Here is a 26,993-nt window from a genome sequence, read left to right on the forward strand (position 1 = left end):
ACCCCTGTGGACGGCTCCGGCGCATGGAGGCGCAATACTTTGTGTCAAAAAATCGGCGGTAGGGGAAGGTGGGACCGCTGAGGGAGGCGTCTGTGAGGTATTTTAGTAGGGATTGCGGTAGCCTGCGTGCGCGACATCCCTGCATAGTCCTTCGTCACGTTCCCGCCTCAACTCCCTGCCTATACCGGCCGCCCCGCATGATTTTGCCACGGTCTCCCGCCGTTTACCTCGAACCTTCTGGCGGCGAGAACCACCCAAAACAGCAATAGGTTTCGGCCGGGAACTCCGATAAACAGCGGGCGTTTCCGGCAAGCTGTTAACCGCAGAAAGAAAAGAAGTGCTGCAAAGCGTCGTCGTTGCCATCGTCAGGGCCTGCACCCGGTTTGCCTCCCTCGTCGTCGTTCTCGGGCTCCTGCTGTCGGTGGGGGCGGGCTATTACGCTGCGCGCCACTTCGCCATCAACACCGATATCAACTCGCTGATAGCCCAAAATCTGGACTGGCGGCAGCGTGACCAGCAATTCGACAAGGCGTTCGATCAGAACGAAATGATCCTCGCTGTGGTCGAGGCCAGGACGCCGGAAATGGCGAGCGCCGCGGCAGACGCGCTCTATGCCAGGCTGAAGGACGACAGGACCAACTTCCACTCGATGCAGCAGCTCGGCAGCGGCGCGTTCTTCGAGCGGAACGGCCTGTTGTTCCTGCCGACCGAGGAGGTCGGCAAGATCACCGGCCAGTTCGAAGCCGCCGCGCCGCTGATCGAGATCATGGCCGGCGATCCCTCGATCCGCGGCCTGACCGGGGCGCTGGAGACCGGCCTTGCCGGCGTCAAGCGGGGCCAGGTCAAGCTCGATAGCACCGAGCGGCCCTTCAACCTGATCGCGCAGACGGTCGAGACCGTGCTCAACAAGGGCAACGCCAGCTTCTCCTGGCGCGAACTCGTCAGCGACGAGCCGCTCAAGGATTCCGACAAGCGCACCTTTATCGAGTTCAAGCCGATTCTCGACTACAACGCGCTGGAGCCCGGCAAGGATGCGACCGACGCGATCCGGAAAGCGGCGGCGGATCTGGATTTTGCCGGCAAATACCAAGCGCGGGTGCGGCTGACCGGTCCGGTGCCGATCGCCAACGAGGAATACGCGACCGTTCAGGAGGGCGCGGTCGTCAACGCCGTCGGCACGATTCTCGTCGTGCTGGTCATCCTATGGCTCGCGCTGCATTCGTCGAAGATCATCTTCGCGGTGTTCGTCAATCTGTTCGTCGGTCTGGCGATCACGACAGCGGCCGGCCTGATGATGGTCGGATCGTTCAACCTGCTGTCGATCGCGTTCGCGGTGCTGTTCGTCGGCTTAGGGGTCGACTTCGGCATCCAGTACAGCGTCCGCTACCGCTCGGAGCGCTACAAGCACGATGATCTCGCGGGCGCGCTGGTGCTGGCAGCCAAGCGCTCGGCGGTGCCGCTGTCGCTGGCGGCGATGGCGACGGCCGCGGGCTTCCTTTGCTTCATGCCGACCGACTACAAGGGCATCGCAGAGCTCGGCCAGATCGCCGGCGTCGGCATGCTGGTGGCGTTCATCTCGTCGATCACCGTGTTGCCGGCGCTGCTCAAGCTTTTGAACCCGCCCGGCGAGCCGGAGCCTGTCGGGTACGCCTTCCTGGCGCCGCTCGATCACTTCCTGGAAAAGCATCGGGTGCTGATCGTCGGCGGCACGCTGCTGCTCGCGCTCGGCGGCCTGCCGCTGCTCTACTTCATGAAGTTCGACTTCAACCCGATGAACCTGCGCAATCCGCACGCCGAGTCGATCGCCACCTTCCTCGATCTGCGCAAGGACCCCAATACTGGTGCCAATGCCATCAACGTGATGACCACGTCCGAGGAGCAGGCAAGGCAGGTCGAGGCGAAGCTGGAGAAGGTGCCCGAGGTGCTCAGGGTGATGTCGCTCGACAGCTTCGTGCCGCAGGACCAGCCGCCGAAGCTGAAGCTCATCGCGCAGGGCGCCAAGGTGCTGAATCCGGCGCTCAACCCCGATCAGATCGACGCGGCGCCGACGGACCAGGAGAATGTCGAATCGCTGAAATCGTCGGTCGACAATCTGCGCCGGACCGCGGGCGACGCGAAGGGCCCGGGCGCTGTTGCCTCGCGCCGTCTTGCCGACGCGCTCGAGAAGCTCGCCAACGGCGACGAGGCCACGCGCAACAAGGCGCAGGACGTGTTCGTCGCGCCATTGAAGATCGTGTTCGACCAGCTCAGGAACGCGATGCAGGCAGGTCCCGTTACCCTGAGCTCGCTGCCGCCCGATCTCGTCAGCGCCTGGAAGAGCAAGGACGGCATCATCCGCGTCGAGGCGCTGCCCAAGGGCGATCCCAACGACAACGATACGCTGCGCAAATTCGCGGCGGCGGTTCTCCAGGCCGAGCCGACTGCGATCGGCGGTCCGGTCTCGATCCTGAAATCCGGTGACACCGTTGTGAAGGCGTTCATCCACGCCGGCATCTATGCGCTGCTGGTGATCGGGCTGCTGCTGTGGATCACGCTGCGCCGCTTCGTCGACGTGCTGATGACGCTGGTGCCGCTGCTGGTTGCCGGCGCGGTGACGCTCGAGATCTGCGTGTTGATCGGCCTGCCGCTCAACTTCGCCAACATCGTCGCGCTTCCGCTGCTGCTCGGCGTCGGCGTCGCCTTCAAGATCTATTATGTCGTGGCCTGGCGCTCGGGCAGGACGAACCTGCTCCAGACCAGCCTGACGCGCGCGATCTTTTTCAGCGCGCTGACGACCGCGACCGCGTTCGGCAGCCTGTGGCTGTCGAGCCATCCCGGCACGTCCAGCATGGGCAAGCTGCTGGCACTGTCGCTGGTGACGACGCTCGCCGCCGTGCTGCTGTTCCAGCCGGCCCTAATGGGCAAACCCCGCAATCTCAGCGAGTAGGCAGATGTCGCCGACCGGGTCGGCGGCGCCCTTCTGACCGGGCTTGGCTGCGCCGGCGGCCTTCGGAGCTGCGGGCGCAGGCGTGGTGGTGCCGCTCCCGGCTTGGGCTGCTTGGGGCCCTTGCCCCGCTTGCCCCCCTTGGGGCTTCGGCGCAGTGCCGCTGGATTTCGCTGCGCCCTTGGCCATTGCGTTGGCAGGGCTCGAAGGGATCGGCGGGCCGACCCGGGTCCAGGTTTCGCCGCCGCAGAGGAAGCCCATGACGCAGCCCTTGATCTCGAGCTGGTCGGGACCGGCCGGCGTGATGGTCGCGCTGTAGAGCTGGCCGTCCTTGGCGTTGTAGACCTGTCCTTCCCACTGATCGACGCCGGGCTTCTTCTTCATGTCGATCAGGGTTGCCATGCCGAGCGTCGGCCTGTTCTTTTTCGAGGCGTCCGGATTGTTCTCGTCGCGTCCGCCGGGCTGTTTTTCCCAGGAAACCGCGCCCCACATGCTGCCATAGCATTGGGCGACGCGAATGTTGGCAACGCCGTCGGCGACCCGCCAGTCGCCGGTCGGATCCGCGGCGAGCGCGGGCGTCAGGCCGGCGTAACCGCCAGCCAGTATTAGTCCGGTGTAAAGGGCCAAACGCATGTGTGTTCCTTGGCAGTGCAACATGGTCTAAAGCTGTGCTTGCGAAGATGGTCCGAAAAAGGGCAAAAGGCCGCACAGACCGTTTTCAGTAACGGTCCGTTTTCAGTTGACGAGACGGCCCTCAACCGAAGTATGTAGCGGATGCACAGCCCAAATCCAGACATGTCTCAGCTATTCGCGGACCGTCAGGCCCAGCGCAGCACCCTGCATAACCGGTATCTGAACGAGCAGTTCGTCCGGGTTCTCAAGACCATCGGCTACGATGTCGGCTTTCAGAAGGGGCATGGGCAGTATCTCTACGACCGTGAGGGCGCGCGCTATCTCGACCTGTTGTCCGGCTTCGGCGTGTTTGCGATCGGGCGCAATCATCCGGTCATGCGCGAGGCGCTCAAGAGCGTGCTCGATGCCGACCTGCCCAACCTCGTCCAATTCGACGTCTCGACGCTCGCAGGTGTGCTGGCTGAGCGCCTCCTGAAATACCTTCCCTATCTCGACAAGGCGTTCTTCGCCAATTCCGGCGCCGAATGCGTCGAGGCCGCGATCAAGTTCGCGCGCGGCGCGACGGGGCGTCCCGGCATCGTCTATTGCGCGCACGGCTATCACGGACTGACCTACGGCGCGCTGTCGCTGACCGGCGATGCCAATTTCCGCACCGGCTTCGAGCCGCTGCTGCCGGGCTGCACCGCGATCCCGTTCAACGACCTGGCGGCGCTGGAAAAGGCGCTGGCCTCGCGCGAGGTCGCAGCCTTCGTGGTCGAGCCGATCCAGGGCAAGGGCGTCAACATGCCCACTGACGAGTTCCTGCCCGGCGCGGCCGCGCTCTGCAAGAAATACGGCACGCTGTTCGTCGCCGACGAGATCCAGACCGGCATGGGCCGCACCGGCCGCTTCCTCGCGGTCGAGCACTGGAACGTCGAGCCCGACATGGTGCTGCTGTCGAAGTCGCTGTCGGGCGGCCACGTGCCGGTCGGCGCCGTGCTGACGCGCAAGAGCATCTTCGACAAGATCTTCAACCAGATGGACCGCGCGGTGGTGCACGGCTCCACCTTCTCCAAGAACGACCTCGCGATGGCCGCGGGCATAGCCACGCTCGACGTCATGGAATCGGAGAAGCTGATCGATGCGGCCGCCAAGCGCGGCGCCGAGCTGCGCCTCGCGCTGACGCGCATGGTGCCAGGCTACGAGCTGCTCAAGGAAGTCCGCGGCAAGGGCTTGATGATCGGTATCGAATTCGGCCCCCCGAAGTCGCTGCGCCTGCGGGCCTCCTGGAACGTGCTGGAGACCGCCAACAAGGGCTTGTTCTGCCAGCTCATCACCGTGCCGCTGTTCAAGGATCACAAGATCCTCACGCAAGTCGCCGGCCACGGCAGCCACACCATCAAGCTCTTGCCGCCGCTCACGATCACCGAGGAAGACTGCGCCTGGATCGAGCGCGCCTTCGACGACGTCATCGCCGGCAGCCACAAGGTCCCCGGTGCGATCTGGTCGCTCGGCAAGACGCTGGTGGACAACGCGGTGCGCAGGTCGGCTTAGAGACGTTCGCTCAGGCCGCCTCGGTCCGCGGCCGAAACTTACTCGGCAAACTCGCGCACGGCTTCCACCACGTGCTCCGGCACTTCCTGCGCGACGCAGTGGCCGGCATTCTCGAAAACCCGCGTGGTCACGCCCGGGATCAGCGACACAGCGCGTCGCGCCATCTCCTTGTAGATTGGACCCGACTTCGCCGCCGTCGTGACGCGCACCGGACAGTCGAGCTTGGTGAGCGAGGCAAACGGATTGCCGCGGGCATCCCCAATGTAGACCTGCTCCATCGCCTCGTAGATGGGGAGCAAGATCGCGGCTTCGATTTCGGGCGTGCAGCAGAGCCGGATACGGCCGTCATCCAGGGGCGCGAAGCCGTGGCGCACATACGTCCGTAGCGAGGTTTCGGTCCAATCCGCAAACGCCGGTGCTGCGCGGTAACGTTCGAACACTGCGTCGGGACTGTCGAACTCGGCGCGTCGGCGTAGCGTGCCCTGCACGCGGGCGAGCGATTCTTCGCTCAATCCTCCGGAGCGCGCCGCGCGCGGGTCCATGACGGTCGGCTCCATCACGAACAGGCGTGCGAAGCGACCGGGCAGGAGTTTCGCCGCGAGAAGGAGATCGGTCGCACCCGCGCTGTGGCCGATCCCGTAGATGTCGCGGAGATCGAGCGTATCGACCACCCGGCAGATGTCGTCGGCGTAATCAAGGAAGTGATAGGCGCCGGGTTTGTGGCTTGCGCCATGACCGCGTCGGTCGAGGGCATAGACGGTGTAGGTCGATGCGAGCTCGCGCGCGACCTCGTGCCATACGTGGGCGACGAAGCCGGTGCCGTGTACGAGCAGGGCAGGCGGCTTCCCGCTCTCGCCCCATTGCAGCATGGCGATCTCTGCGTCGGCGGGACCGATTGAGAAACGGTGCGGATCGATCATGAGCGATGGGATGCTACTTCGCATCCTCCAGAATCATCGTGGCGCCCTTCTCAGCGATCATCGCGGTCGGCGTGTTGGTGTTGCCCGAGGTGATCGTCGGCATGATCGAGGCATCGACGATGCGCAGGCCGTCGAGGCCGTAGAATCGCAACCGCTCGTCCACCACCGCCATTGGATCGTTCGCCGTGCCCATCTTCGCGGTGCCGACGGGATGGAAGATGGTGGTGCCGATGTCGCCGGCGGCTTTTGCGAGGGAGGCATCGTCGTCGCCGACGGAGGGGCCGGGCAGATATTCGCTGGGGCGATATTTGGCCAGCGCTTTCTGCTGCATCAGGCGCCGCGTGGTGCGAATGGCGTCGGCGGCGACCTGGCGGTCGTCGTCGGTCGACAGGTAATTTGGCGCGATGATCGGCTTCTCGTCAGGCGTTGTCGCGCGCAACCGCACAGTGCCGCGCGAGGTCGGTTGCAGATTGCACGCGCTCACCGTGATCGCAGGGAAACGGTGCAGGGGATCGCCGAACTTGTCGAGCGAGAGCGGCTGCACGTGGAATTGGATGTTGGCGCGGGCGCGCGTCGCATCGGAGCGCGTGAAGATGCCGAGCTGCGACGGCGCCATGGTGAGCGGGCCGCGGCGGCGGACAGCGTAGTCGAGCCCCATCAGGCCGCGGCGCAACAGATTGTAATAGGTCTCGTTCAGCGTGCGCACGCCCTCGACCTTGTAGATCGCGCGCTGCTGCAGGTGATCCTGCAGATTGCGCCCGACGCCGGGCTTGTCCATGACGATGTCGATGCCGAGCGGCGACAGCCAGTCGGCCGGTCCAATGCCGGAGCGATGCAGCACCTGCACCGAGCCGATCGAGCCTGCCGAGAGCACCACCTCGCGCTTTGCGCGCGCCTCGATGATCTCGCCGTTCTGGATGAAGCGCACGCCGACGGCGCGGCCCTGCTCGATGATGAGGCGGTCGACCAGCACGTGCTTCTCGAGCCGCAGATTGGGGCGCCTCAAGGCCGGCTTGAGGAAGCCGCGCGCCGAGGACCAGCGCCGGCCGCGCTTCTGGTTGACGTGGAAATAGCTGGTGCCTTCGTTGTCGCCGGTGTTGAAATCCGGGATGCGCTTGATGCCCATCTCCTCGGCGGCGTCACCGACCGCGTCGAGAATGGCCCATGACAGCCGCGGCGCTTCGATACGCCAGCCACCGCCGGCGCCGTGATGCTCGCTGGCGCCGAGGAAGTGGTCCTCGAGGCGCTTGAACAACGGCAGCACGTCGTCATAGCCCCAGCCGGTCAGGCCAAGCTGGCGCCAATGATCGTAGTCGGCAGCCTGTCCGCGCATCGAGATCATGGCGTTGATCGCCGAGCAGCCGCCGATCACCTTGCCGCGCGGATAGGCCAGCGAGCGGCCGTTCAGGCCGGGCTCGGCCTCGGTCTTGAACATCCAGTCCGAACGCGGATTGCCGATCGCGAAGAGATAGCCGACCGGGATATGGAACCAGATCCAGTTGTCGTCGCCACCAGCTTCAAGGATGAGAACGCGGTTGCCTGGGACAGCCGACAGCCGGTTGGCGGCGATGCAGCCCGCGGTGCCGGCTCCGACGACAATGTAGTCAAACTCACCTTCAAGTCGCCTCGGCATTCTGCTTCCACCCGGATGGTCTCTTTGCTTTCCGTTAATAGGCAGACGCAGCCGACCGGGACAAGCCCGGCCATGCCGGGTGAACAGGGCTAGACCCCGATTGCCGGCGGTTGGGTGGACCGACGCTTGCATGGTAGACAGACCTGCATTTCCAACAGTTCGAGACCTTCCATGCCCATCGTGAACCGCGTCGCCGACCTTCAACCCGATATCCAGGCCTGGCGGCGGGACATCCATCAGCACCCCGAGCTGTTGTACGATGTCCACCGCACCGCAGCATTCGTTGCTGACCGGTTGCGGGAGTTCGGCTGCGACGAAGTCGTGACCGGTCTCGGCCAGACCGGCGTCGTCGGCGTAATCAAGGGCAACAAGCCAACCGGCGAGGGGCTCAAGGTGATCGGCATGCGTGCCGACATGGACGCGCTGCCGGTCGAGGAGCAGACCAATCTGCCTTACGCCTCCAAGATCCCCGGCAAGATGCACGCCTGCGGCCATGACGGCCACACCGCGATGCTGCTCGGCGCGGCCCGCTATCTCGCCGAGACGCGCAATTTCGCCGGCGATGCCGTGGTGATCTTCCAGCCCGCCGAGGAGGGTGGCGCCGGCGGCGCGGCCATGGTCAAGGACGGCCTGATGGAGCGGTTCGGCATCGAACAGGTCTATGGCATGCACAACGGCCCGGGCATCCCGGTCGGCTCGTTCGCGATCAGGCCAGGCCCCATCATGGCGGCGACCGACGAGGTCGACATCATGATCGAGGGCGTCGGCGGCCACGCCGCGCGTCCACACAAATGCATCGATTCCGTGCTGGTCGGCGCGCAGGTGATCACGGCCCTGCAGTCGATCGTCTCGCGCAGCGTCGATCCCCTGGAATCGGCGGTCGTATCGATTGCGAATTCCACGCCGGCAACGCCCGCAATGTCATTCCGCAGACTGCGACCCTGAGAGGCACTATCCGCACGCTGTCGCCGGAGGTGCGCAAGCTGGTCGAGAAGCGCGTACATGAAGTCGTGGCGGGCATGGCGCAGATCACCGGCGCCAAGATCGAGCTGCACTACAAGCGCAATTATCCGGTCGTGAACAATCATGCGGCGGAGACCGAGGTGGCACGGCGCATCGCCACGCAGGTCGCGGGCGAGGCCCATGTCCACGAGATGGCGCCGCTGATGGGCGGCGAGGATTTCGCCTACATGCTGGAAGCGCGGCCCGGCGCCTTCATCTTCTGCGGCAACGGCGACAGCGCCGGCCTGCATCATCCCGCCTACAATTTCAACGACGAGGCGATCGTCTACGGCACGTCCTATTGGGTGAAGCTGGTCGAGGAGCAGCTCGCGGCGTCGTAGGACCGGGTCCGAAGCACAGATGAAAGGGCCCGTGCATTCCACAGGCACTTGTCTATTTGAGAGATCGGATCGTCAACAACGGCGTGAAGCCACTTCCCGCTGTATTCACGCAGCCCGTGCGGCCTTCTTCTGCAGGCCGGCGGCGATCTTCAGATCCTCGACGAAGCGCCGATATTCCAGAACCTTGGCTTCGGGATCCGGCAGCCGCAGCAGATAGGACGGATGCACCGTCACGAGCGCTTTGCGGCCTTCGGGAAGATCGATCAACCGGCCGCGGTTCTTCCCGATGGGGGTGATCTTGCCGAACACGCTTTGCGCGGCGGTGGCGCCCATCGCCACGATGAGATCCGGTTGGATTGTCGAAACTTCCCGCTCATACCATTGCCGGCACGCCCGGATTTCAGGTGTGTTCGGCTTCTGGTGCAGGCGGATCTTTCCGCGCGGCACGAATTTGAAGTGCTTCACCGCGTTGGTGACATAGACCTTCTTGCGGTCGACGCCGGCCTCCTCCAGTGCGCGATCGAGCATTTGCCCGGCCGGGCCGACGAAGGGATGGCCGGCGAGGTCTTCCTTGTCGCCGGGCTGCTCGCCGACCAGCATGATGTTGGCATTCTCAGGCCCTTCGCCGAACACGGTCTGTGTCGCGTCCTTGTAGAGATGGCAGGCGCGGCAATGCGCGGCCTCCTCGCGGAGCGTTTCGAGATCGTCGGCAGTTGACTTGCGTTTCATCGGAGCCTCCGGCCGCTTCTGAGGCTTGTGCGGATCGGTTGCGGCATTGGCGATCATGGCGCCGGTCATGCGCTCGGCGTCCTCGATCAAGGGCTTAATGATCGAAGCCTCGGGCAGGTTCCTCCAATACTTCTTCGGCATCTCGGCCTGCATCGCCTTCACCTTGAGCCGGGCCGGATTGAAGATGCTGGCATAGTAGCGCCGCCAGGTTTCCTCGAGCCGGTCTTCGCCCGGCGCCTCGCTCTTGCTGACGCCCGGCGTGAACGAGAGCGCATGGCCGTCCCAATGCGCGCAGAGGTCCGGCGTCAGGATCGACCAGGGCATGTCGGAAAAGCGCTTGGCAAAGAAGGGCGCGGCGAGCTCGACGACGTGATGCTCCGGCTCGAACCAGGCGACGTAATGCGCCTCGCGTTCCCGGCCGATCTCGCGGAAGCGCACGAAGGCATGCATCTTGTGCTCGTCGCGATAGACCGCTTTCGCCATGGCCGTGACAAGCGCGACATCGGGGTCGGTCGCGACCTCAATGAGATCGTGATTGTCCTTCAGCCGGAACAGCAGGCGATAGAGGATCGCAAAGCGCTCGCCGTCGCGATGCAGGATCGCCGCCTTGGCGAGCTCGACGAATTTGCCTGGTACGTTGAAGGTGCCCTCGTTCATCTCGAGGATCGGAGAGGGCGCGGGCGGTGCGAACAAGTCCGCTTCGCGGCCCTGCACGGTCCAGGTGACCGCGCCGGGCGGCACGTGATGGAGCACGAGGCTGCGCGCGGCTTTGCGCCAGCCGTCGAAATCGGTTTCGGTGTCGAGCATGATGTACTGCATCAGAAGCCAAATCCCAGTTGCGTTGCTTTCGGCTTGAACCGTTCGATCAACCCGGCGGCATCGAGACGATGCGGTGAGGGACGGTGATCGCTGAGGACGATGAACGGCAGCGCCTTGTTGCGGGGCACATGCAGCCGCGCGAGATCGGCGAGGCGGATCGTGGTGGTGCGCCGCGTTGCGAGGATGCGTTCGACCGTCCTGGTGCCGAAGCCCGGAACGCGCAGCAGCTCCTCGCGGCTGGCGCGGTTGACGTCGAGCGGGAAGCGGTCGCGGTGGCGCAGCGCCCAGGCCAGCTTGGGATCGATGTCGAGCGGCAGCATCGCGCTGTCGTCGACGATCTCGCCGACATCGAAGCCGTAGAACCGCATCAGCCAGTCGGCCTGGTAGAGCCGGTGCTCGCGCAGCAGCGGCGGCGCGCGCAGGGGCAGCGCGCGGCTGGCATCGGGGATCGGGCTGAAGGCGGAGTAATAGACGCGCCGCAGCCGGTAGGCGCCGTAGAGATTGGCGCTGGTGTGGAGAATGGTGTGATCGGAGGCGCTATCTGCGCCGACGATCATCTGCGTACTTTGTCCGGCGGGCGCGAAGCGCTGCGGTTTGGCCTTCGTCTTGGCGCTGCGGCTCTCCTCGGCCTCGTCCAGCTTCAGCCGCAGCCTGCCCATGGTGCGGCGGATCGCCCGCACGTCCTTCTCCGGCGCGAATTGCTGCAGGCTCGTCTCCTCAGGCATCTCGATGTTGATCGAAAGACGATCGGCATATTTGCCGGCCTCGGCGATCAGCGCGTCGTCGGCCTCGGGAATGGTCTTCAGATGGATGTAGCCGCGGAAATGATGCTCCTCGCGCAGTTTTCGCGCGACGCTCACCACTTGCTCCATCGTGTAATCAGGGCTGCGGATGATGCCGGAGGAGAGGAACAGGCCCTCGATGTAATTGCGCCGGTAGAAGTCGAGCGTGAGCTTGACCAATTCGTCGATGGTGAAGCGGGCGCGTGGGACATTCGAGGAGGCGCGGTTGACGCAATAAAGGCAATCGTAATTGCAGGCGTTGGTCAGCAGCACCTTGAGCAGGGAGATGCAGCGTCCGTCCGGCGCGTAGGAATGGCAGATGCCCATGCCCGGCGCGGTCGAGCCCATGCCCTTGCCGTCGCTGGAATCCCGCTTCTCGGTACCGCTGGAGGCGCAGGATGCGTCGTATTTGGCGGCATCCGCCAGAATCTCCAGCTTGCGTTGTACGTCCATGTTTGAATCTCTTTGATTCCGCTCATGAATCTTTGGATGCGCCAATTCGATTGACTCTGCCGGCGCCGTTAGCTTTATATTAGAACATATCATGAACAAATGAGCCAGCCGCTGGTTCTCTTTTTGAGAGCCATCGGCAATCACCTCTGAGGAGCGGCGAGCATGAGCGGCGCACGTATGAGCGCGCTTGCGATCCTGCGCGGCCAGATCGAGCGCATCGAGACGGCGGAAGTCGTGCATCCGCGCGATCGCATCGTACTCGGCCATGGCGCGGCCGACGCCGCGCTGAAGGGCGGGCTCGCGCGCGCGGCGATCCACGAGGTGTTTTGCGAGGGGCGACAGGGCGCGGCCGCGACGGGGTTTGTCATGGGCCTTGCGGGACGCGTGAGCGCACGCCGGCCGCTATTGTGGGTGCGGCAGGATTTTTCGGAGCTCGAAACCGGCGCGCTGTCGATGAGCGGGCTATCCGAGCTCGGCCTCGATCCGCGCTGTGTGGTGATGGTGCGCGCCGCCGATGTCGAGAGCGCGCTACGCACCTCGGCCGACGCGCTCGCCTGCGATGCGCTGGGCGCCGTCGTGCTCGAGCTCTGGGGCGAGACCAGGCAGTTCGATCTGGTGGCGAGCCGCAAGCTGACGCTGGCCGCGCAAGGCTCGGGCGTGACCGGCCTCTTGCTGCGGATGGCCGCGCAGCCGCTGCCCTCGACCGCGGAGACACGATGGATGCTGCGTGCGGCGCATTCGCCGCCGGACTCGATGTGGAGTGCCTGGGGCGCGCCGGTGTTCGATGCCGAGCTCTTGCGCAATCGTCATGGCCCCTGCGGCCGGTGGATCATGGAATGGAATTGTGATGAGTGCCAGTTCAGTGAACCCTCGACGTATCCTCAGCCTGTGGCTGCCGCGCCTGCCCATCGACAGGATCCAGCGGTTCCTTGGCAGCGCCGGGCTGGGTAAAACCAACCATGAGCCGAGCATTGTCGTCATCAAGGACAACAATGCGCTGGTGATCCATGCGCTGGACGAGGCCGCCGAGCGCCTCGGCCTGTATATCGGCCAACCGCTGGCCAATGCGAGGGCGATGTGCCCGGACTTGCGTGTGTTCGACGCCGATACCGTGGCCGATGCGAAGACGCTCAGCGATATCGCCGATTGGTGTGACCGCTTCACGCCGTTGGTGGCGCTCGATCCGCCGCACGGGCTGTTCCTGGACATCACCGGCTGTGCGCATTTGTTCGGCGGCGAGGCCGCGCTGTTGAGGACATTGGTCCGGGCGCTCGACCGGCAAGGCTTTGCCGTCAGCGCGGCGATCGCGGGCACCTCGGTCTGCGCCCGCACGCTGACGCGGCAGGTATCCGGCACCATTGTGGCCGATGGCGGCGAGGCGGAGGCGATCAGGTCGTTTCCAGTCTCCGCGCTCGGTGCGGGTGAAGCCATCACCACCGGCCTGCGCCGTGCCGGGCTGAAGACCATCGGCGACGTCGCCTCGCGCAGCGCCTCCGAGATCACGGCGCGGTTCGGCGCGCGCTTCTCCACGCTGCTCGCCCATGCGCTGGGGCAGGGTGATGCGCCGATCAGCCCGCGCAAACCGCTGCCCGATTACATCGTCGAGAAGCGCTTTGCCGAGCCGATCGCGACCGACACCATGATCGCGATGACGCTGTCGCGGCTCGCCGACACGTTGATCGCGTCCATGGAGAAGCAGGGCAAAGGCGCGCGGCGGCTTGAAGCGGCGTTCTTCCGCACCGATGGTGTGGTGCGTACGATTACGGTCGAGACCGGGCGTCCGGTGACGCGAAGCGCCGTGGTCGACCGCTTGTTCCGCGAGCGGCTCGATGCCCTCGCCGATCCCCTCGATCCCGGTTTCGGCTTCGACATGGTGCGATTGTCGGCGAGCCGCACCGAGATCGTGGTGCAGGAGCAGCGCGATCTCGATGCCCATGTCCACGACAATGACGAACTCGCGGCGCTGATCGACCGCATCGCCGCGCGGATCGGCGGCAGGCGTGTCGTCGTGCACCTGCCGCAGGATACGCACATCCCCGAAAGCGCGGTGCTGGCCGCATCGGCGCAGCATCATCTCGCTGCTGCCATGCAGGCCGAATGGCCGGCGCGCGTCGCGAGCGAGCCGCCGCTGCGTCCCTTGCGGCTGTTCGACAAGCCGGAGCCGATCAAGGTGCCGTTCGCGACCGTGCCAGACGGTCCGCCGCATCAATTCACCTGGCGGCGCGCGCTGCATGCGGTGGTGCGGGTAGAGGGGCCCGAGCGCATCGCGATGGAATGGTGGCGGCAGGACGGCAAGCAGCTGACGCGGGATTATTTCCGCATCGAGGATGCCGAAGGCCTGCGCTTCTGGATCTTTCGCGACGGTCTCTATGAAGGCGAGGTGTTCGACGGTGACGGCAAGCCGGCGTCTCCCGGCTGGTATGTGCACGGTCTCTTCGCATGAATACCCTTAGCTATGCCGAGATCGGCATCACCACAAACTTCTCCTTTCTGCGCGGCGGCTCGGATCCGCGCGCCTATGTGCATCAGGCGAGCAAGCTCGGGATTCCCGCGATCGGCATTGCCGACCACAACACGCTTGCCGGCGTGGTGCGCGCCTACCAGGAGCTTGACAATGACGAGGTGCTGCACAAGCCGAAACTGTTGATCGGCGCTCGCATCGTCTTCATTGACGGCACGCCCGACATCCTGGTCTATCCACGCGATCGCGCGGCCTATGGCCGGCTGTGCCAGCTCCTCACGAGGGGCAAGCGTGGCGATGACATCACGCGGATCGAAAAGGGCGAGTGTCATCTCAGGCTTGACGATCTCCTGGAATTCTCGGAAGGCCAGCTCCTGGTGTTGACGCTGCCGCATCGTCTCGAGCCGGCGCAGGCGCTGGATGTCCTCGCAAAGCTGAAGGCGAGCCGTGCCGAGGGCGTGTGGCTGGCGGCGAGCCTGCTCTATCGCGGCGACGACAAGCGTCGCCTCTTGCGGCTCGATGACCTCGCCGCAAAGGCAAAGGTGCCGCTGCTCGCGACCAATGAGGTGCTGTATCACGATCCCGGCCGCCGTCCGCTTCAGGACGTGCTGACCTGCATCCGGGAAAAGACCACGATCGAGGCGATTGGGCGGAAGTTAGAGGCCAATGCCGAGCGCTTCCTGAAGACGCCGCGTGAAATGGCGCGGCTGTTCCGCGATTTTCCCGAGGCGATTGCGCAGACCATGCGCTTTGCGGACGCAATCGAGTTCTCGCTCGATCAGCTGAAGTATCAATATCCCGACGAGCCGGTACCGCCGGGCAAGACCGCGCAGGGGCATCTGGAGGACCTGACCTGGGCGGGCGTCGACAAATATTTCGGCGGCAAGATCGACGACAAGCTGCGCGCGACCCTGAAGAAGGAGCTCGCGCTGCTCGCCGAGCTGAAATACGCGCATTACTTTCTCACCGTGCACGATATCGTCCACTACGCGCGCAGCCAGAACATTTTGTGCCAGGGCCGCGGCTCGGCGGCGAACTCGGCCGTGTGCTACGTGCTCGGCATCACCTCGGTCGACCCGACCAAGGTGGACCTGTTGTTCGAGCGCTTCATCTCCAAGGAGCGGCTGGAGCCGCCCGACATCGACGTCGATTTCGAGCATTCGCGCCGCGAGGAGGTGATGCAATATGTCTATCGCCGCTACGGCCGCCACCGCGCCGCGATCATCGCCACCGTCATTCATTATCGCCCGCGCAGCGCCATCCGCGACGTCGGCAAGGCGCTCGGCCTGACCGAGGACGTCACCGCCGCGCTCGCCGACACCGTCTGGGGCAGCTGGGGCAAGGGCCTCAACGACATGCAGGTCCGGCAGGCCGGACTCGATCCCGGCAATCCCATGATCAACCTCGCGGTCGAGCTTGCGACCGAGTTGATCGAATTCCCGCGCCATCTGTCCCAGCATGTCGGCGGCTATGTGCTGACCCAGGACCGGCTCGACACCTATGTGCCGATCGGCAATGCCGCGATGGACGACCGCACCTTCATCGAATGGGACAAGGACGACGTCGATGCACTGAGCATGATGAAGGTCGACGTGCTGGCGCTGGGCATGCTGACCTGCATCAGGAAATGTTTCGATCTGATCGACCAGCACAAGGGCGAGCGTTTTATGCTGGCGAGCGTCCCGCAGGACGACCCCAGGGTTTACGACATGCTGTGCCGCGGGGAATCGCTCGGCGTGTTCCAGGTCGAGAGCCGCGCCCAGATGAACATGCTGCCGCGGCTGAAGCCGCGCACCTTCTACGATCTCGTCATCGAGGTCGCGATCGTGCGCCCCGGGCCGATCCAGGGCGACATGGTGCATCCTTACTTGCGGCGGCGGAACGGACTCGAGAAGGTGAGCTATCCCTCGCCGTCACCGGAGCATGGCGACAAGGACGAACTCTACAAGGTGCTGCACAAGACGCTCGGTGTCCCGTTGTTCCAGGAGCAGGCGATGCGCATTGCGATCGAGGCCGCACATTTCACCTCCGAGGAAGCCAACGGCCTGCGCCGCTCGATGGCGACCTTCCGCAATGTCGGCACCATCGGTCAATACGAGGAGAAGCTGATCGGCAACATGGTGGCGCGCGGCTACGATCCCAACTTCGCCAAAAGCTGCTTTGACCAGATCAAGGGATTTGGCTCCTACGGCTTTCCGGAGAGCCATGCCGCGAGCTTTGCACAGCTGGTCTACATTTCGTCGTGGCTGAAACACTACCATCCCGACGCCTTCTGCTGCGGTCTGTTGAATTCGCAGCCGATGGGCTTTTATGCGCCGGCGCAGATCGTCAGCGACGCCCGCAAGAACGGCGTCGAGGTGCGCGACATCGACGTGTCCTACAGCTTTGCACAGAACACGCTGGAGGAGGGGAGCGGTCAGTATTGCGCCGTGCGCCTCGGCTTTCGCCAGATCGATGGATTCCACTGGCTGGACGAGGATGAGGAGCGCCTGAAGCGCTCTCAGTCGTCATTCCGGGGCGCGCGTAGCGCGAACCCGGAATCCATCGCGCCGCATACGCCTGGCGGAGGAATGAATTCCGGGCTCGACGCTGACGCGTCGCCCCGGAATGACGGTGTCGAGAAAGCCCAGGACTGGGCCGACCGCATCATTGCCGCGCGCAACCGCCGTCCCTTCACCTCGCTGGAGGATTTCGCCCGCGACACCGGTCTGCCCAAGCGCGCGCTGATCCTCTTGGCGGATGCCGATGCGTTCCGCTCGCTCGGGCTCGACCGCCGCGAAGCGCTGTGGCAGGTGCGGCGGCTGCCCGACGACGTGCCGCTACCGCTGTTCGAGGCGGCGACCGCGCGCGAGCAGCCGGACGAAGGCGCAAAACCGCTGCCGGCGATGCCGCGCGCCGAGCAGGTGGTCGCGGACTACCAGACCATCCGCCTGTCGCTGAAGGGCCATCCGATGGAATTCCTGCGCCAGATGTTTACGCGCGAGCGTATCGTCGCCTGCAAGGAGATCAGCCATGAGAATGAGCGGCGCCGCGTCCGCTGCGCCGGCGTAGTGCTAGTGCGGCAGCGGCCGGGCAGCGCCAGCGGCGTCGTGTTCATGACGCTGGAGGACGAAACCGGCATCGCCAATGTCGTGGTGTGGCCCAAGATCATGGAGCAGTACCGGAAAGAAGTGATGGGCGCGCGCCTCATCCTGGTCGAAGGCTACATCCAGAGCAGCCCGGAGAAGGTGACGCATCTCATCGCCCAGCGCATGATCGATCGCTCGCACGATCTGGTCGGATTGGCCAACGATGCGCTCGGCCGCAAGCATCCGCTGCCCGCAGGCGCCACCGTGGTCGAACCGCTGAACGAAGACCCTCGCGCGCTTACGGACATGCCCGCGCAAAAAATCCGTCACCCCCGCAACGTCCGTATCCTGCCGCCCTCGCGGGATTTTCATTGAGCGAGCGCGGGCTACTGCCGACGTTTATTGCGATGATTGCGCCTCATTCTCAGTCGTCATGCCCGGGCTTGACCCGGGCATCCACGTCTTTCGGAGTGTGCAGCAGTGCGTGGATGGCCGGGTCAAGCCCGGCCATGACGGAGGAGAGAGAGAGCTCGGCAAGCTGCCCTCAAAAATTCACCCTGTTCGAGATCGCGCCGTCCACGACGAAATTCGAACCCGTCGTGAATCCCGACACCGGGCTGGCCAGAAACACCGCCGCGCTCGCGATGTCCTGCGGCGTTGCCATGCGGCCGGTCGGGTTGCGCTTCATCGCGTCCTGGTACCGCTCCGGCATGTTCTTCTCGATCATCTCCCAGACGCCGCCTTTGAAATAGACGGTGCCGGGCGACACGACATTCACGCGGATTTTCTTCTTCGCGTATTGCCGCGCCAGTCCCTTGGCCATGTGAATCAGCGCGGCCTTGATCGGGCCGTAGGAGCTCGCCGTGTCCGCCTGCGCCGCGGAGATCGACGAGATGATCACGAAGGCCGCATCACCACTGCTGGCGCCGCTTGTCTCGAGGAACGGTCGGGCGGCGTCGAAGGCGTGCACGGCGCCGAGCACATCGAGCCGAAAGTTCTGCTCCCAGGATGCGGGATCGTGCCCTTGCGCCATTGCGCCGGCATTGGAGAACAGCATGTTGATGCCGCCGAGCTCTTGCGCAGCCGTCTCGATCCAGCTTTTGAGCGCCGCGCCGTCGGTGACGTCGACCGCGCCGCCGGTGGCGCGGATGCCGCTCGCCTTCAACTCCCCGACGGTGTCCGCAACCTGATCGGCGTTGCGCGCGCACACCGCGACATTGGCACCTTCGCCGGCCAGCGTCGCTGCAATCGCCCGCCCGATGCCACGCGTGCCGCCGAGCACCACAGCGTTCTTGCCTTTGAGACCGAGATCCATTGTTGGCTCCTTTTTGTTGGTGCTGCGAGTGTAGCTGTTTCGCGAGGCGCCCAGAAGCCTCCACGTCGTCATTGCGAGCCACCGGGTCCGCGCAAAGCGCGGCCCGATGACAGGCTCCGCGAAGCAATCCAGAAATGCATCCGCGGAAGGATCCTGGATTGCTTCGTCGCAAGGGCTCCTCGCAATGACGCGGAGAGACTTCACTCCGGCGCCGCTCCCACCGGCGGGCCGCCGGGCGGGCGGTGCAGGAAGGTCAACGAGGCATAGGCGCCGGCCCAGGAGCCGATTGCGGCAAAGGCAACGTAGAAGACGTTCTCGGTGTAGCTGATCACGGCGTAAGAGGAGAGCAGGTACCAGACCGCGCTCCAGTTCGCCGCCGGGATGCGCTTGCGCGCGATCACGGCCGAGGTGAACATGACATAGACGGCGTCGGTGGCCGCCGTCGCGATGAACACGGCACCTGCGATGAGGGGATCGATGGCGGCCATTGCAATCCTTTCTGCGATCATGACACGGTCGCGAAAAGTACAGCAAATGAGCGGGGAGAGAAGCAGCCATGCAAAGCCCCGCCGACATTCTGGCTGCGGAATCTCGGTCGGCTCGAGGGCGGATTGAATACCCCGGATGTTACGGGAGAGGCCGTACATTCTGCGTTCATAGAGCACATGCAATCTGGCTTCGGCACGTTGAAGGCGGTGCAGCATTCCGTTTGGCTGTCGAAGACGCCGGCGCAATGGAGTCGTCCGGCGATGCCGCTCGGCAGTCATCCGGCACAATGGCCGGGCCGAAGCTGACATGAAGCTGACATGTCGCAAAATTTTAACGCAGACGGAAAGGGCCGACGCGTTTTTTAGGTTGTTTGAAATCCCAATTCGGCACTATTAGCGCGACCGATGCGGCAATCATTTGCCGAGATCGTCGCAGACACGACCGGGCCCCATGGCAGTTGAGATTACCAAGCGATTGCACGTGATTGCAAAACAACGGGTGATCGCATCCGTAGTTTTACTAGCTGTCGCCGGCGCCGGTGTCGGAGCGTACGGCTTGTTCTCTTCGGGCCCGAAGGCAAAAAAGCACTCCGAGATCTCCAGCCAGTCGCGCAGGAACGCGCAGACCTTCACACCGACACCGTCCGAATGGGCGACGCTGACGATTGAACCGGTCGCCGCCAGGAGCTTCCGGGCCGAGTATGTCACCGAGGGCAAGGTCGCGGTCGACGAGGATCGTTCGACGCCGGTGTTCTCGCCTTATGCAGGCCGTGTCACCAAGCTGCTCGCCAAGCCCGGCGAGACGCTGAAGCAAGGGCAACCGCTGTTTACGATCGAGGCCGCCGACACCGTGCAGGCCCAGAACGATTTCATCGCGGCGATGACCTCGCAGAACAAGGCGAAGTCGGCGCTCGAGCTTTCCGACATCCAGTTCAAGCGCGCCAAGGACCTCTACGAGGGCCATGCCATTCCGCTCAAGGATTACCAGCAGGCGGAAGCGGCCCAGGTGCAGGCGCAAAACGACATGCGCTCCTCGGTGGCGGCGCTGGAAGCCGCGCGCAACAAGCTGCGCATCCTCGGCTTCACCGACGAAGCCACCAAGACGTTCCAGGAAAAGGGCGTCATCGATCGGGAGATCACGATCTACTCGCCGATCTCCGGCACGGTCGTGCAACGCAAGATCGGCCCGGGCCAATACGTCAATTCCGGCGCCAGCGATCCGGTCTTCGTGGTCGGCGACCTCTCCACGGTCTGGCTCACGGCCTTCGTGCGCGAGAGCGATGCGGCCGCGGTGTGCATCGGGCAGGACATCACCGTCAATGTGATGGCGCTGCCGGGCCGTCCGTTCAGCGCCAAGATCAACTACGTTGCTGCCGCGATCGACCCCGCCACCCGCCGCCTGCAGGTCCGCGCCACGATCGACAACAAGGACGGGCTGCTCAAGCCGGAAATGTTCGCGAACGTCACGATCTATTCGGCCGGCGACCGCGCCGCGCCGGCGGTGCCGAAGCATGCGCTGATCTACGAGGCCGACAAGGTCCGCCTCTGGGTCGCGCGCGAGGACAAGTCGGTCGAGCTGCGCCAGATCAAGATCGGTCTCATCAACGGCAACCTCGTCGAGGTCACCAGCAATCTGAAACCCGGCGAGCAGATCGTCACCAAAGGCAGTTTGTTCATCGACCGCGCGGCGTCCGGCAGCTGATCGACGACCCAAGAAAATTGAAGACCTGAATGGATCGTCTCGTTGCCCTTGCCGTCAACCGGCGTTTCCTGATGGTCGGCATGTTCGTCGCCGTGCTGATCGGCGGCTTGATCGCGTTCAACCGGCTCAACATCGAAGCCTATCCCGATCCGACTCCGCCGATGGTCGACATCGTGACGCAGAGCCCGGGCCTGTCGGCGGAAGAGATCGAGCGCTACATCACGATCCCGATCGAGACCCAGGTTGCCGGTCTGAAGAACGTCACGACCATCCGTACCATCTCGCTCTACGGCCTCTCCGACGTCAAGATCCAGTTCTCCTTCGCCTACACCTATGACGAGGCGTTGCAGCAGGTCTTGAACCGCCTGGCTCAGCTTGCGCCGCTGCCCGGCAACGTGCAGCCGCAGATCTCGCCGCTCAGCCCGATCGGCGAGATATTCCGCTACCGTCTCGTCGGGCCGCCGAACTACAGCGTGCTCGACCTCAAGACCATTCAGGACTGGATCCTGCAGCGCCGCTTCCGCGCCGTGCCGGGAGTCATCGACGTCACCGGCTGGGGCGGCAAGAGCAAGACCTACGAGATCCAGGTCGACTTCAACAAGCTGGTCGCTAACGGGTTGACGTTGCCGCAACTGCTGCAGGCGGTCGGCAATTCCAACGTCAATGTCGGCGGTAACACCGTTGATATCGGCCAGCAATCGGCGGTGGTACGCGGCGTCGGCCTGATCCGCTCGATCGACGACCTCGCCAACACCATGGTGGCGCAGACCGGCGGCAATCCGGTGCTGGTGAAGGACGTCGCCACCGTCACCGTCGGTCAGAAGCCACGTCTCGGCATTGCCGGCCTCGACGATTCCGACGACATCGTGCAGGGCATCGTCCTGATGCGGCGCGGCGAGCAGAGCTCGCCGACCATCAGGCGCGTCCACGAGCTCGTTCAATCCATCAACAACTCCAGCATCCTGCCGCCCGGCGTGCGCATCGAGCGCATCTACGACCGCGGCGACCTGATCGAGCTCACCACCCACACCGTGCTGCACAACATGGTGGTGGGCATCCTGCTGATCGTGCTGTTGCAGTGGATCTTCCTCGGCGATCTCCGGAGCGCGCTGATCGTCGGCGCCACCATCCCGTTCGCGCTTTTTTTTGCGGTCATCATCCTGGTGCTGCGCGGGGAATCGGCCAACCTCCTGTCGGTCGGTGCGATCGATTTCGGTCTCATCGTCGATGCCACCGTGATCATGGTGGAGGCGATCTTCCGCCGCCTGACGCAAACCTCACCGATGTCGGAATCCGAGCATATGTCGCCCGAGACGCTGTTCGGCATGAAGAGCCATGCCATCCTCAGCGCGGCCGCCGACGTCTCCCGATCGATCTTCTTTGCCGCGGCGATCATCATCGCGGCGTTCCTGCCGCTGTTCACACTCTCGGGCGTCGAGGGCAACATCTTCGGACCGATGGCGCGGACCTATGCCTATGCGCTGGCCGGCGGCCTGCTTGCCACCTTCACCGTGACTCCCGCGCTGTCCGCGATCATCCTGCCGGCGCATGTCGAGGAGACCGAGACGAAGGTGATGCTGATCCTGCACCGGCTCTACATGCCCGTGCTGAATTGGGCGGTCGCCAACCGTAACATTGTTCTCGGCGCCGCGGTCGGTTTGGTGCTGATGACGGTCGCGCTCGCCCGGCTGCTCGGCCTCGAATTCCTGCCGAAGCTGGAGGAGGGTAACCTCTGGATCCGCGCCACGCTGCCGCCGACCATCTCGCTGCAGGAAGGCAACAGCTACGTCAACGAGATGCGCAAGGTGATCCGCGCCCGGCCCGAGGTCGAATCCGTCGTGTCGCAACACGGCCGTCCCGACGACGGTACCGACGCCGCCGGCTTCTTCAACGCCGAGTTCTTCGCGCCGCTGAAGCCCGTGAGCCAGTGGCCCGGTACCCGCGACAAGGAAGAGCTGACCGCGCAGCTGCTCAAGCAGCTCGACGATCGCTTCCCCGGCGTCGAGTTCAACTTCTCGCAATATCTCCAGGACAACGTCTCCGAAGCCGTCTCCGGCGTGAAGGGCGAGAACTCGATCAAGCTGTTCGGCAGCGACCTTCAGGCGTTGACCGACACCGCCAACAAGATCAAGTCCGTGCTCGCCACCGTGCAGGGCGTCACCGACCTTGCTGTGTTCACTTCGCTGGGCCAACCGACCGTCCAGATCGACATCGACCGTGCCAAGGCTGCGCGCTACGGCCTAGCCCCTGGCGACATCAACGCGACCATCAAGGTCGCGATCGGCGGCGACAGCGCCGGAGATCTTTACGAGCCCGGCAGCGACCGCCACTTCCCGATTATCGTGCGCCTCGCGCCGGAATACCGCCGCAGCGCCGAGGCGATCCAGAATTTGCGGATCGGTGCGCCTGGGCCGAACGGCTCCGTCACGCAGATCCCCTTAAGCGAGGTCGCGACCATCAGCCTCGTCTCGGGTGCGGCCTACATCTATCGCGAGCAGCAGGAGCGTTATCTGCCGATCAAGTTCTCGGTGCGCGAACGCGATCTCGGCAGCGCGATCCGCGAGGCGCAGGACAAAATCGCCGCGCAGGTGCAGCTGCCGCCGGGCTCGCACATGGAATGGGTCGGCGAGTTCGGCAACCTCCAGGACGCGATCCGGCGGCTCTCGATCGTGGTGCCGATCTCGCTGGCGCTGATCGGCGTGCTGCTCTGGTTTAATTTCGGCTCGATGACCGACACACTGCTCGCGATGAGCGTGATTCCGATGGCGATCTTCGGCGGCGTGCTCGGCCTCTTGATCTCGGGCACCGCGTTCAGCGTCTCCGCGGCTATCGGCTTCATCGCGCTGTTCGGCATCGCGGTGATGGACGGCATCATCATCCTGTCGCAGTTCAACCAGCTGATCGAAGAGGGCATGGACCGCATGAGCGCGGTGGTGCGCACCGGCGAGCTGCAGCTCCGGCCCGTGCTGATGACCTGTGTGGTCGCGGGCGTCGGCCTCCTGCCGGCAGCGCTGTCGGAAGGCATCGGGTCGCAGGTGCAGAAGCCGCTCGCGGTCGTCGTCGTCACCGGCATGATGCTGGCGCCGGTCGTGATTCTGGTGACCTTGCCGGTGCTGATCTCCTTCTTCTCCCGCCGCGCGCGCTGACCGTCAGAACCCGTAGAGCCGCGCCGGATTGTCGACCAGGATCTTCTTGCGCACCTCGGCATCCGGCGCCCACACCGGAAGCTGGTTGAGCAGGCGGCCGTCGTCGATCTGATAGAGCGGCGCGATGTCGGTGGGCTTGCGGCCCTCGACGCGGCTCGAATCCGGATGCGGCCAGTCGGTGCCCCAGACGATGCGGTCCGCATTGGCCGCGATCAGCGCGCGGGCATAGGGCACCATGTCCTGATAGTCGGGCGCCAGCTTCGACGAGCGATAGGCGCCCGAGATCTTCACATAGGCCTTGCCGGACTTCACCAGCGCGACGAGGTCGGAGAAGCCCGGCTGCTCCAGCCCGAGCGAAGCGTGAAGGCCGCCGAAATGGTCGAACACGACCGGCACCGGCGCCGTCTCGACGAGGTCCTTGATCGCGGAGATCATGGCCAGCGTGGTGTAGAGCTGCACGTGCCAGCCGCGCGCCTTCATGCGCTCGACGGCGGCGGTGAAGCGCGGCCGGCCGATATTGGGGTCATTGACGCCGCCGGTCGCCAGATTGAGGCGGATGCCGCGGAAGCCGTCCTGGTGCATTGTATCGAGCGCGCTCTCCGGCGTCTTGTCGTCGATTACGGCGACGCCGCGCGCGGTCTCGCCGCGCGCCTTCATGCCGAACAGTGTGGACGAATTGTCGGTGCCGTAGACGCTCGGCGTCACGATCACCACGCGCTCGATATGCAGCGCCTTGTGCAGCGCCGCCATTTCTTCCGGCGAAGCCGGCTCCGGCGTATAGACGCGGCCCGTGAAGAACGGAAACTTTTCGACATCGCCATGAATGTGGGTGTGGCAGTCGCAGGCATGCGCCGGCAAATCGAAATTGATCGGCGTCGCAGGCTGCGCCGCGCGGGCATGGGCTTTGCTGGTCATGGCTACTCCGGCCGCAAGGGAGGCAAGCAGGACGCTGCGTCGGCTGAGCACGGTTTCTCTCCCGGTTTGTTTTTTTATCGGCGAGTGGGAGGAGAATATCACATCAACCGGGCAACCGCTCCGCTTCGCTGCATAGCTGCTCGACAAGCTCCGCAAGCGGACGTGAGCCGTCCACGCGCACGACCGGGCAGGGCAGGCCCGAGAGCCACGCTTCGTGCTTGGCGAGACTGCGGCCTTCGCGATCGCCGGCTTCGTAATGGGAGGCCCATTCGACGAAGTCTTCGGTCTCGCCATGGCGCCAGCCGCCCGGCGCGACGGCATCAGCGCCGAAATGGGCGGCCTCGCGGGCGCGCAGTCGCATCATCCGGATCTCGCGCGGCACGCTCACGAAGACGACCAGGTCGAAGTACGAAACGAGCTCTTCGCCCCAGCCGGTGACGGACCCGCTCAGCACCCAGTCGAGACGCGGCAAGAACATCTCGTGCATCAGGCGCAGGCGGTCGGCGGCCGGGCGGGTCGTCCGATAGGGCGGCACGGTGGGCAGCCAGAAATAGTCGTCGCTGTCGTGATGCGGCAGCGCAAGCTGCCCGGCGAGCGCACGACCGATCGTGGTCACGCCGCAGCCCGAGGCTCCCATCAGATGGATGCGGCGGCTTTTCATCGGCCTCCACCAGAGAGATTTGAGGCTACTGCCCCGACGGCGTGCGCAGGCCGTGCCAAGCGTCGCGGACCTGGTGGTAGTGCACCTCGGGCAGGTAATCCGGCGTGTTCAAGTTCAGCGTCTTGACGTCGAGATGGCCGATGGCGCTGAGCAGCGTGTAGGAGGCGATCACGCGGTCGCGCTGCGCGCCGATCAGGCGGGCCTTGGCCTGGATCAGGTCGGCCTGCGAGTTCAGAACGTCTACCGTCGTGCGCTGGCCGCCTGCCGCCTCGCGCTGCACGCCCTGAAGCGCGACAGTGGCCGCCTTCACCTCGGATTCGGAGGCCGAGACCGTGACCTTGGCGCCTTCATTGGCCACCCAGGCGCTGACCGCCGCCGTGCGCGCCTGGTTGCGCACCTGGTCGAGAACGAGGCGGCTTTGCGCCGTGATCTCCTTGGCTTGCCGGGTCTGCGCCGCGGCCTGCCCGCCGTCGTAGATCGGCGCGGTGACATTGGCGACGATCGAGGCCTGATCTTCGGCGAAGGTACCGAGGGTCGGGTCGTTGTTGCGGCTCTTGCTGGCGCTGCCCTGGATCGTCGCGCTCGGCAGCAGCGTGCCTTCGGCGATGCGGATGTTGGTGGAGGCGACATCGACGTCGAAGCTGGCGGCCATCACCGCCGGATGCTGGCGGATCGCCATCGTCATGGCATCCTCGCGGCTCTTCGGCAGATAGCGGTCGACGGCCTCGGCAGGCCTGAGCTGCGAGGGCGCATTGCCGATCACCTGCGCATAGGTGGCCTGGCTGACCGCAAGCGCGACCTCGGCCGCGTTGAGATCGGCAAGGCCACGATTGAGGCGGGCCTCGGCCTGCGCGGTGTCGGTCGGCGTGACGTCACCGGCATTGAGCCGGCGCTGGGTGACGGAGAGCGTCTCGCGCAGGAAGGCGACGTTGGAGCGCTGCGCCTCGACCAGCGACTGGTTGGCGAGAACGTTCGTGTAGGCGGTGACCGCATCGAGCAGCACGCCTTGGCCGACATTGCGCAGCGCTTCGCGGCCCGACTGCACCTGGAGCTCGGCGGCCCGCACGCCGTTGGCGGTGCGGAAGCCGTTGAACAGGCTCTGCGTCACGGTGACACCGATGATCCAGGGCTTCAGATTGCCGGTCTGGATGGTGTTATCAGGCAACAGATTGCGCACCGATTGCAGGCCGGCGCTGAGGCTCGCCACGATCTGCGGCCGGTAGCCGGCCAGCGCCTGCGGCACGTTCTCGTCGGTGGCGCGCTGGCGCGCACGCTCGGCATTGAGCTGCGGATTGGTCTGATAGGCTTTTGCCAAGGCGTCCGGCAGGGCTTCGGCCCATGCCGCGGAGGGAAGGGCGCACGAGAACGCCAGCGTGGTCCATGTCGCAAGCGCATGACCCGCGCTGGATCGACGTCGCGTCACCCCGCGACCAGCTCTGGCGGTACGCCCAATCATGTAATCTCGCTTA

Annotated in this window: 17 protein-coding genes and 2 pseudogenes; 9 read left to right on the top strand and 10 right to left on the bottom strand. The window is 64.8% G+C overall.

Annotation, left to right across the window (positions count from 1 at the left end; translation table 11 throughout):
• Positions 1-337 precede the first annotated feature (337 nt).
• Positions 338-2,926 carry an MMPL family transporter gene (locus tag I6F09_RS12510; RefSeq protein WP_109144425.1) on the top strand — a complete coding sequence of 863 codons (2,589 nt, stop codon included), beginning with the start codon at positions 338-340 and terminating at the stop codon, positions 2,924-2,926.
• On the opposite strand, the gene I6F09_RS12515 is transcribed toward I6F09_RS12510, so the two are convergent.
• The gene (locus I6F09_RS12515) at positions 2,894-3,556 is read right to left on the bottom strand and encodes a DUF2147 domain-containing protein (protein WP_192893272.1); all 663 of its coding nucleotides are present in this window, start codon (positions 3,554-3,556) and stop codon (positions 2,894-2,896) included. The two genes, I6F09_RS12510 and I6F09_RS12515, sit on opposite strands and share 33 nt — an antisense overlap.
• Positions 3,557-3,697: 141 nt before the next feature.
• Between I6F09_RS12515 and hpnO the strand changes: the two genes are divergently transcribed.
• The gene (gene hpnO / locus I6F09_RS12520; protein ID WP_225188177.1) at positions 3,698-5,089 is read left to right on the top strand and encodes an aminobacteriohopanetriol synthase HpnO; all 1,392 of its coding nucleotides are present in this window, start codon (positions 3,698-3,700) and stop codon (positions 5,087-5,089) included.
• A gap of 38 nt (positions 5,090-5,127) precedes the next feature.
• Here the strand turns inward: hpnO and I6F09_RS12525 are convergent, their stop codons facing one another.
• Positions 5,128-6,009: an alpha/beta hydrolase gene (locus I6F09_RS12525; RefSeq protein ID WP_225188194.1), complete on the bottom strand. Its 882-nt coding sequence runs from the start codon at positions 6,007-6,009 to the stop codon at positions 5,128-5,130.
• Between the two features lie 13 nt (positions 6,010-6,022).
• Positions 6,023-7,642, bottom strand: a complete 1,620-nt coding sequence (locus I6F09_RS12530; RefSeq protein WP_225188178.1) for a GMC family oxidoreductase N-terminal domain-containing protein — start codon at positions 7,640-7,642, stop codon at positions 6,023-6,025.
• Between the two features lie 171 nt (positions 7,643-7,813).
• Here I6F09_RS12530 and I6F09_RS12535 point away from each other — a divergent pair.
• Positions 7,814-8,985 (top strand): annotated as a pseudogene (locus tag I6F09_RS12535) (M20 aminoacylase family protein).
• Positions 8,986-9,090: 105 nt separating this feature from the next.
• On the opposite strand, the gene I6F09_RS12540 reads toward I6F09_RS12535, so the two are convergent.
• The gene (locus I6F09_RS12540) at positions 9,091-10,533 is read right to left on the bottom strand and encodes a UdgX family uracil-DNA binding protein (protein WP_225155566.1); all 1,443 of its coding nucleotides are present in this window, start codon (positions 10,531-10,533) and stop codon (positions 9,091-9,093) included.
• Positions 10,533-11,768 (bottom strand): putative DNA modification/repair radical SAM protein, encoded by a 1,236-nt coding sequence (locus tag I6F09_RS12545; RefSeq protein WP_225113504.1) that lies wholly within the window; start codon positions 11,766-11,768, stop codon positions 10,533-10,535. The genes I6F09_RS12540 and I6F09_RS12545 overlap by 1 nt, the downstream gene beginning before the upstream one ends.
• Positions 11,769-11,930: 162 nt before the next feature.
• Between I6F09_RS12545 and I6F09_RS12550 the strand changes: the two genes are divergently transcribed.
• Genes I6F09_RS12550 through I6F09_RS12560 form a run of 3 tightly spaced genes read left to right on the top strand, consistent with a single transcriptional unit; the run spans position 11,931 to position 17,672 of the window.
• Positions 11,931-12,719: a DNA repair protein gene (locus I6F09_RS12550; protein ID WP_225188179.1), complete on the top strand. Its 789-nt coding sequence runs from the start codon at positions 11,931-11,933 to the stop codon at positions 12,717-12,719.
• Positions 12,616-14,211: a DNA polymerase Y family protein gene (locus I6F09_RS12555; RefSeq protein ID WP_225188180.1), complete on the top strand. Its 1,596-nt coding sequence runs from the start codon at positions 12,616-12,618 to the stop codon at positions 14,209-14,211. The genes I6F09_RS12550 and I6F09_RS12555 overlap by 104 nt, the downstream gene beginning before the upstream one ends.
• Positions 14,208-17,672, top strand: a complete 3,465-nt coding sequence (locus I6F09_RS12560; protein WP_225188181.1) for an error-prone DNA polymerase — start codon at positions 14,208-14,210, stop codon at positions 17,670-17,672. The genes I6F09_RS12555 and I6F09_RS12560 overlap by 4 nt, the downstream gene beginning before the upstream one ends.
• Before the next feature lie 169 nt (positions 17,673-17,841).
• Here I6F09_RS12560 and I6F09_RS12565 read toward each other — a convergent pair whose 3' ends face one another.
• A complete protein-coding gene (locus tag I6F09_RS12565; protein WP_225188182.1) occupies positions 17,842-18,612 on the bottom strand; it encodes an SDR family oxidoreductase in 771 nt (256 codons plus the stop codon).
• A gap of 200 nt (positions 18,613-18,812) precedes the next feature.
• Positions 18,813-19,100, bottom strand: coding sequence for a hypothetical protein (locus tag I6F09_RS12570; RefSeq protein WP_036006055.1), 288 nt, complete (start codon positions 19,098-19,100; stop codon positions 18,813-18,815).
• Positions 19,101-19,190: 90 nt separating this feature from the next.
• Between I6F09_RS12570 and I6F09_RS12575 the strand changes: the two are divergent.
• The 3 genes and pseudogenes from I6F09_RS12575 to I6F09_RS12585 all read left to right on the top strand — a co-directional run.
• Positions 19,191-19,406: pseudogene (locus I6F09_RS12575) on the top strand (CoA transferase); the annotation flags it as partial.
• Between the two features lie 145 nt (positions 19,407-19,551).
• Complete coding sequence (locus I6F09_RS12580; protein WP_225171805.1) at positions 19,552-20,802, top strand: efflux RND transporter periplasmic adaptor subunit; 1,251 nt, start codon at positions 19,552-19,554, stop codon at positions 20,800-20,802.
• A gap of 29 nt (positions 20,803-20,831) precedes the next feature.
• Entirely contained in the window at positions 20,832-23,948 is a 3,117-nt protein-coding gene (locus I6F09_RS12585) for a CusA/CzcA family heavy metal efflux RND transporter (protein ID WP_225188183.1), read from the top strand.
• Positions 23,949-23,951: 3 nt separating this feature from the next.
• Here I6F09_RS12585 and I6F09_RS12590 read toward each other — a convergent pair whose 3' ends face one another.
• From I6F09_RS12590 to I6F09_RS12600, 3 genes are read right to left on the bottom strand one after another with little or no spacing between them, the layout of a single operon-like run.
• The gene (locus I6F09_RS12590; protein WP_225188184.1) at positions 23,952-24,914 is read right to left on the bottom strand and encodes an amidohydrolase family protein; all 963 of its coding nucleotides are present in this window, start codon (positions 24,912-24,914) and stop codon (positions 23,952-23,954) included.
• 52 nt (positions 24,915-24,966) lie between these two features.
• The gene (locus I6F09_RS12595) at positions 24,967-25,524 is read right to left on the bottom strand and encodes a hypothetical protein (RefSeq protein ID WP_225133441.1); all 558 of its coding nucleotides are present in this window, start codon (positions 25,522-25,524) and stop codon (positions 24,967-24,969) included.
• 25 nt (positions 25,525-25,549) lie between these two features.
• The gene (locus I6F09_RS12600; protein WP_225188185.1) at positions 25,550-26,980 is read right to left on the bottom strand and encodes a TolC family outer membrane protein; all 1,431 of its coding nucleotides are present in this window, start codon (positions 26,978-26,980) and stop codon (positions 25,550-25,552) included.
• Between the last annotated feature and the right edge of the window lie 13 nt (positions 26,981-26,993).

Origin of the sequence: Bradyrhizobium sp. IC3195 (genome assembly GCF_020193585.1) — a bacterium.
GTDB classification, from domain to species: Bacteria; Pseudomonadota; Alphaproteobacteria; order Rhizobiales; family Xanthobacteraceae; genus Bradyrhizobium; species Bradyrhizobium yuanmingense.

Bases quoted from the DNA above. Each gene is read 5' to 3' on its own strand.
- I6F09_RS12560 (WP_225188181.1), top strand. From the start codon at position 14,208: ATGAATACCCTTAGCTATGCCGAGATCGGCATCACCACAAACTTCTCC.
- I6F09_RS12600 (WP_225188185.1), bottom strand. From the start codon at position 26,980: ATGATTGGGCGTACCGCCAGAGCTGGTCGCGGGGTGACGCGACGTCGA.
- I6F09_RS12580 (WP_225171805.1), top strand. From the start codon at position 19,552: ATGGCAGTTGAGATTACCAAGCGATTGCACGTGATTGCAAAACAACGG.
- I6F09_RS12550 (WP_225188179.1), top strand. From the start codon at position 11,931: ATGAGCGGCGCACGTATGAGCGCGCTTGCGATCCTGCGCGGCCAGATC.
- I6F09_RS12545 (WP_225113504.1), bottom strand. From the start codon at position 11,768: ATGGACGTACAACGCAAGCTGGAGATTCTGGCGGATGCCGCCAAATAC.
- I6F09_RS12540 (WP_225155566.1), bottom strand. From the start codon at position 10,533: ATGCAGTACATCATGCTCGACACCGAAACCGATTTCGACGGCTGGCGC.
- I6F09_RS12525 (WP_225188194.1), bottom strand. From the start codon at position 6,009: ATGATCGATCCGCACCGTTTCTCAATCGGTCCCGCCGACGCAGAGATC.
- I6F09_RS12515 (WP_192893272.1), bottom strand. From the start codon at position 3,556: ATGCGTTTGGCCCTTTACACCGGACTAATACTGGCTGGCGGTTACGCC.
- hpnO (WP_225188177.1), top strand. From the start codon at position 3,698: ATGCACAGCCCAAATCCAGACATGTCTCAGCTATTCGCGGACCGTCAG.
- I6F09_RS12585 (WP_225188183.1), top strand. From the start codon at position 20,832: ATGGATCGTCTCGTTGCCCTTGCCGTCAACCGGCGTTTCCTGATGGTC.
- I6F09_RS12565 (WP_225188182.1), bottom strand. From the start codon at position 18,612: ATGGATCTCGGTCTCAAAGGCAAGAACGCTGTGGTGCTCGGCGGCACG.
- I6F09_RS12570 (WP_036006055.1), bottom strand. From the start codon at position 19,100: ATGGCCGCCATCGATCCCCTCATCGCAGGTGCCGTGTTCATCGCGACG.
- I6F09_RS12595 (WP_225133441.1), bottom strand. From the start codon at position 25,524: ATGAAAAGCCGCCGCATCCATCTGATGGGAGCCTCGGGCTGCGGCGTG.
- I6F09_RS12555 (WP_225188180.1), top strand. From the start codon at position 12,616: ATGAGTGCCAGTTCAGTGAACCCTCGACGTATCCTCAGCCTGTGGCTG.
- I6F09_RS12530 (WP_225188178.1), bottom strand. From the start codon at position 7,642: ATGCCGAGGCGACTTGAAGGTGAGTTTGACTACATTGTCGTCGGAGCC.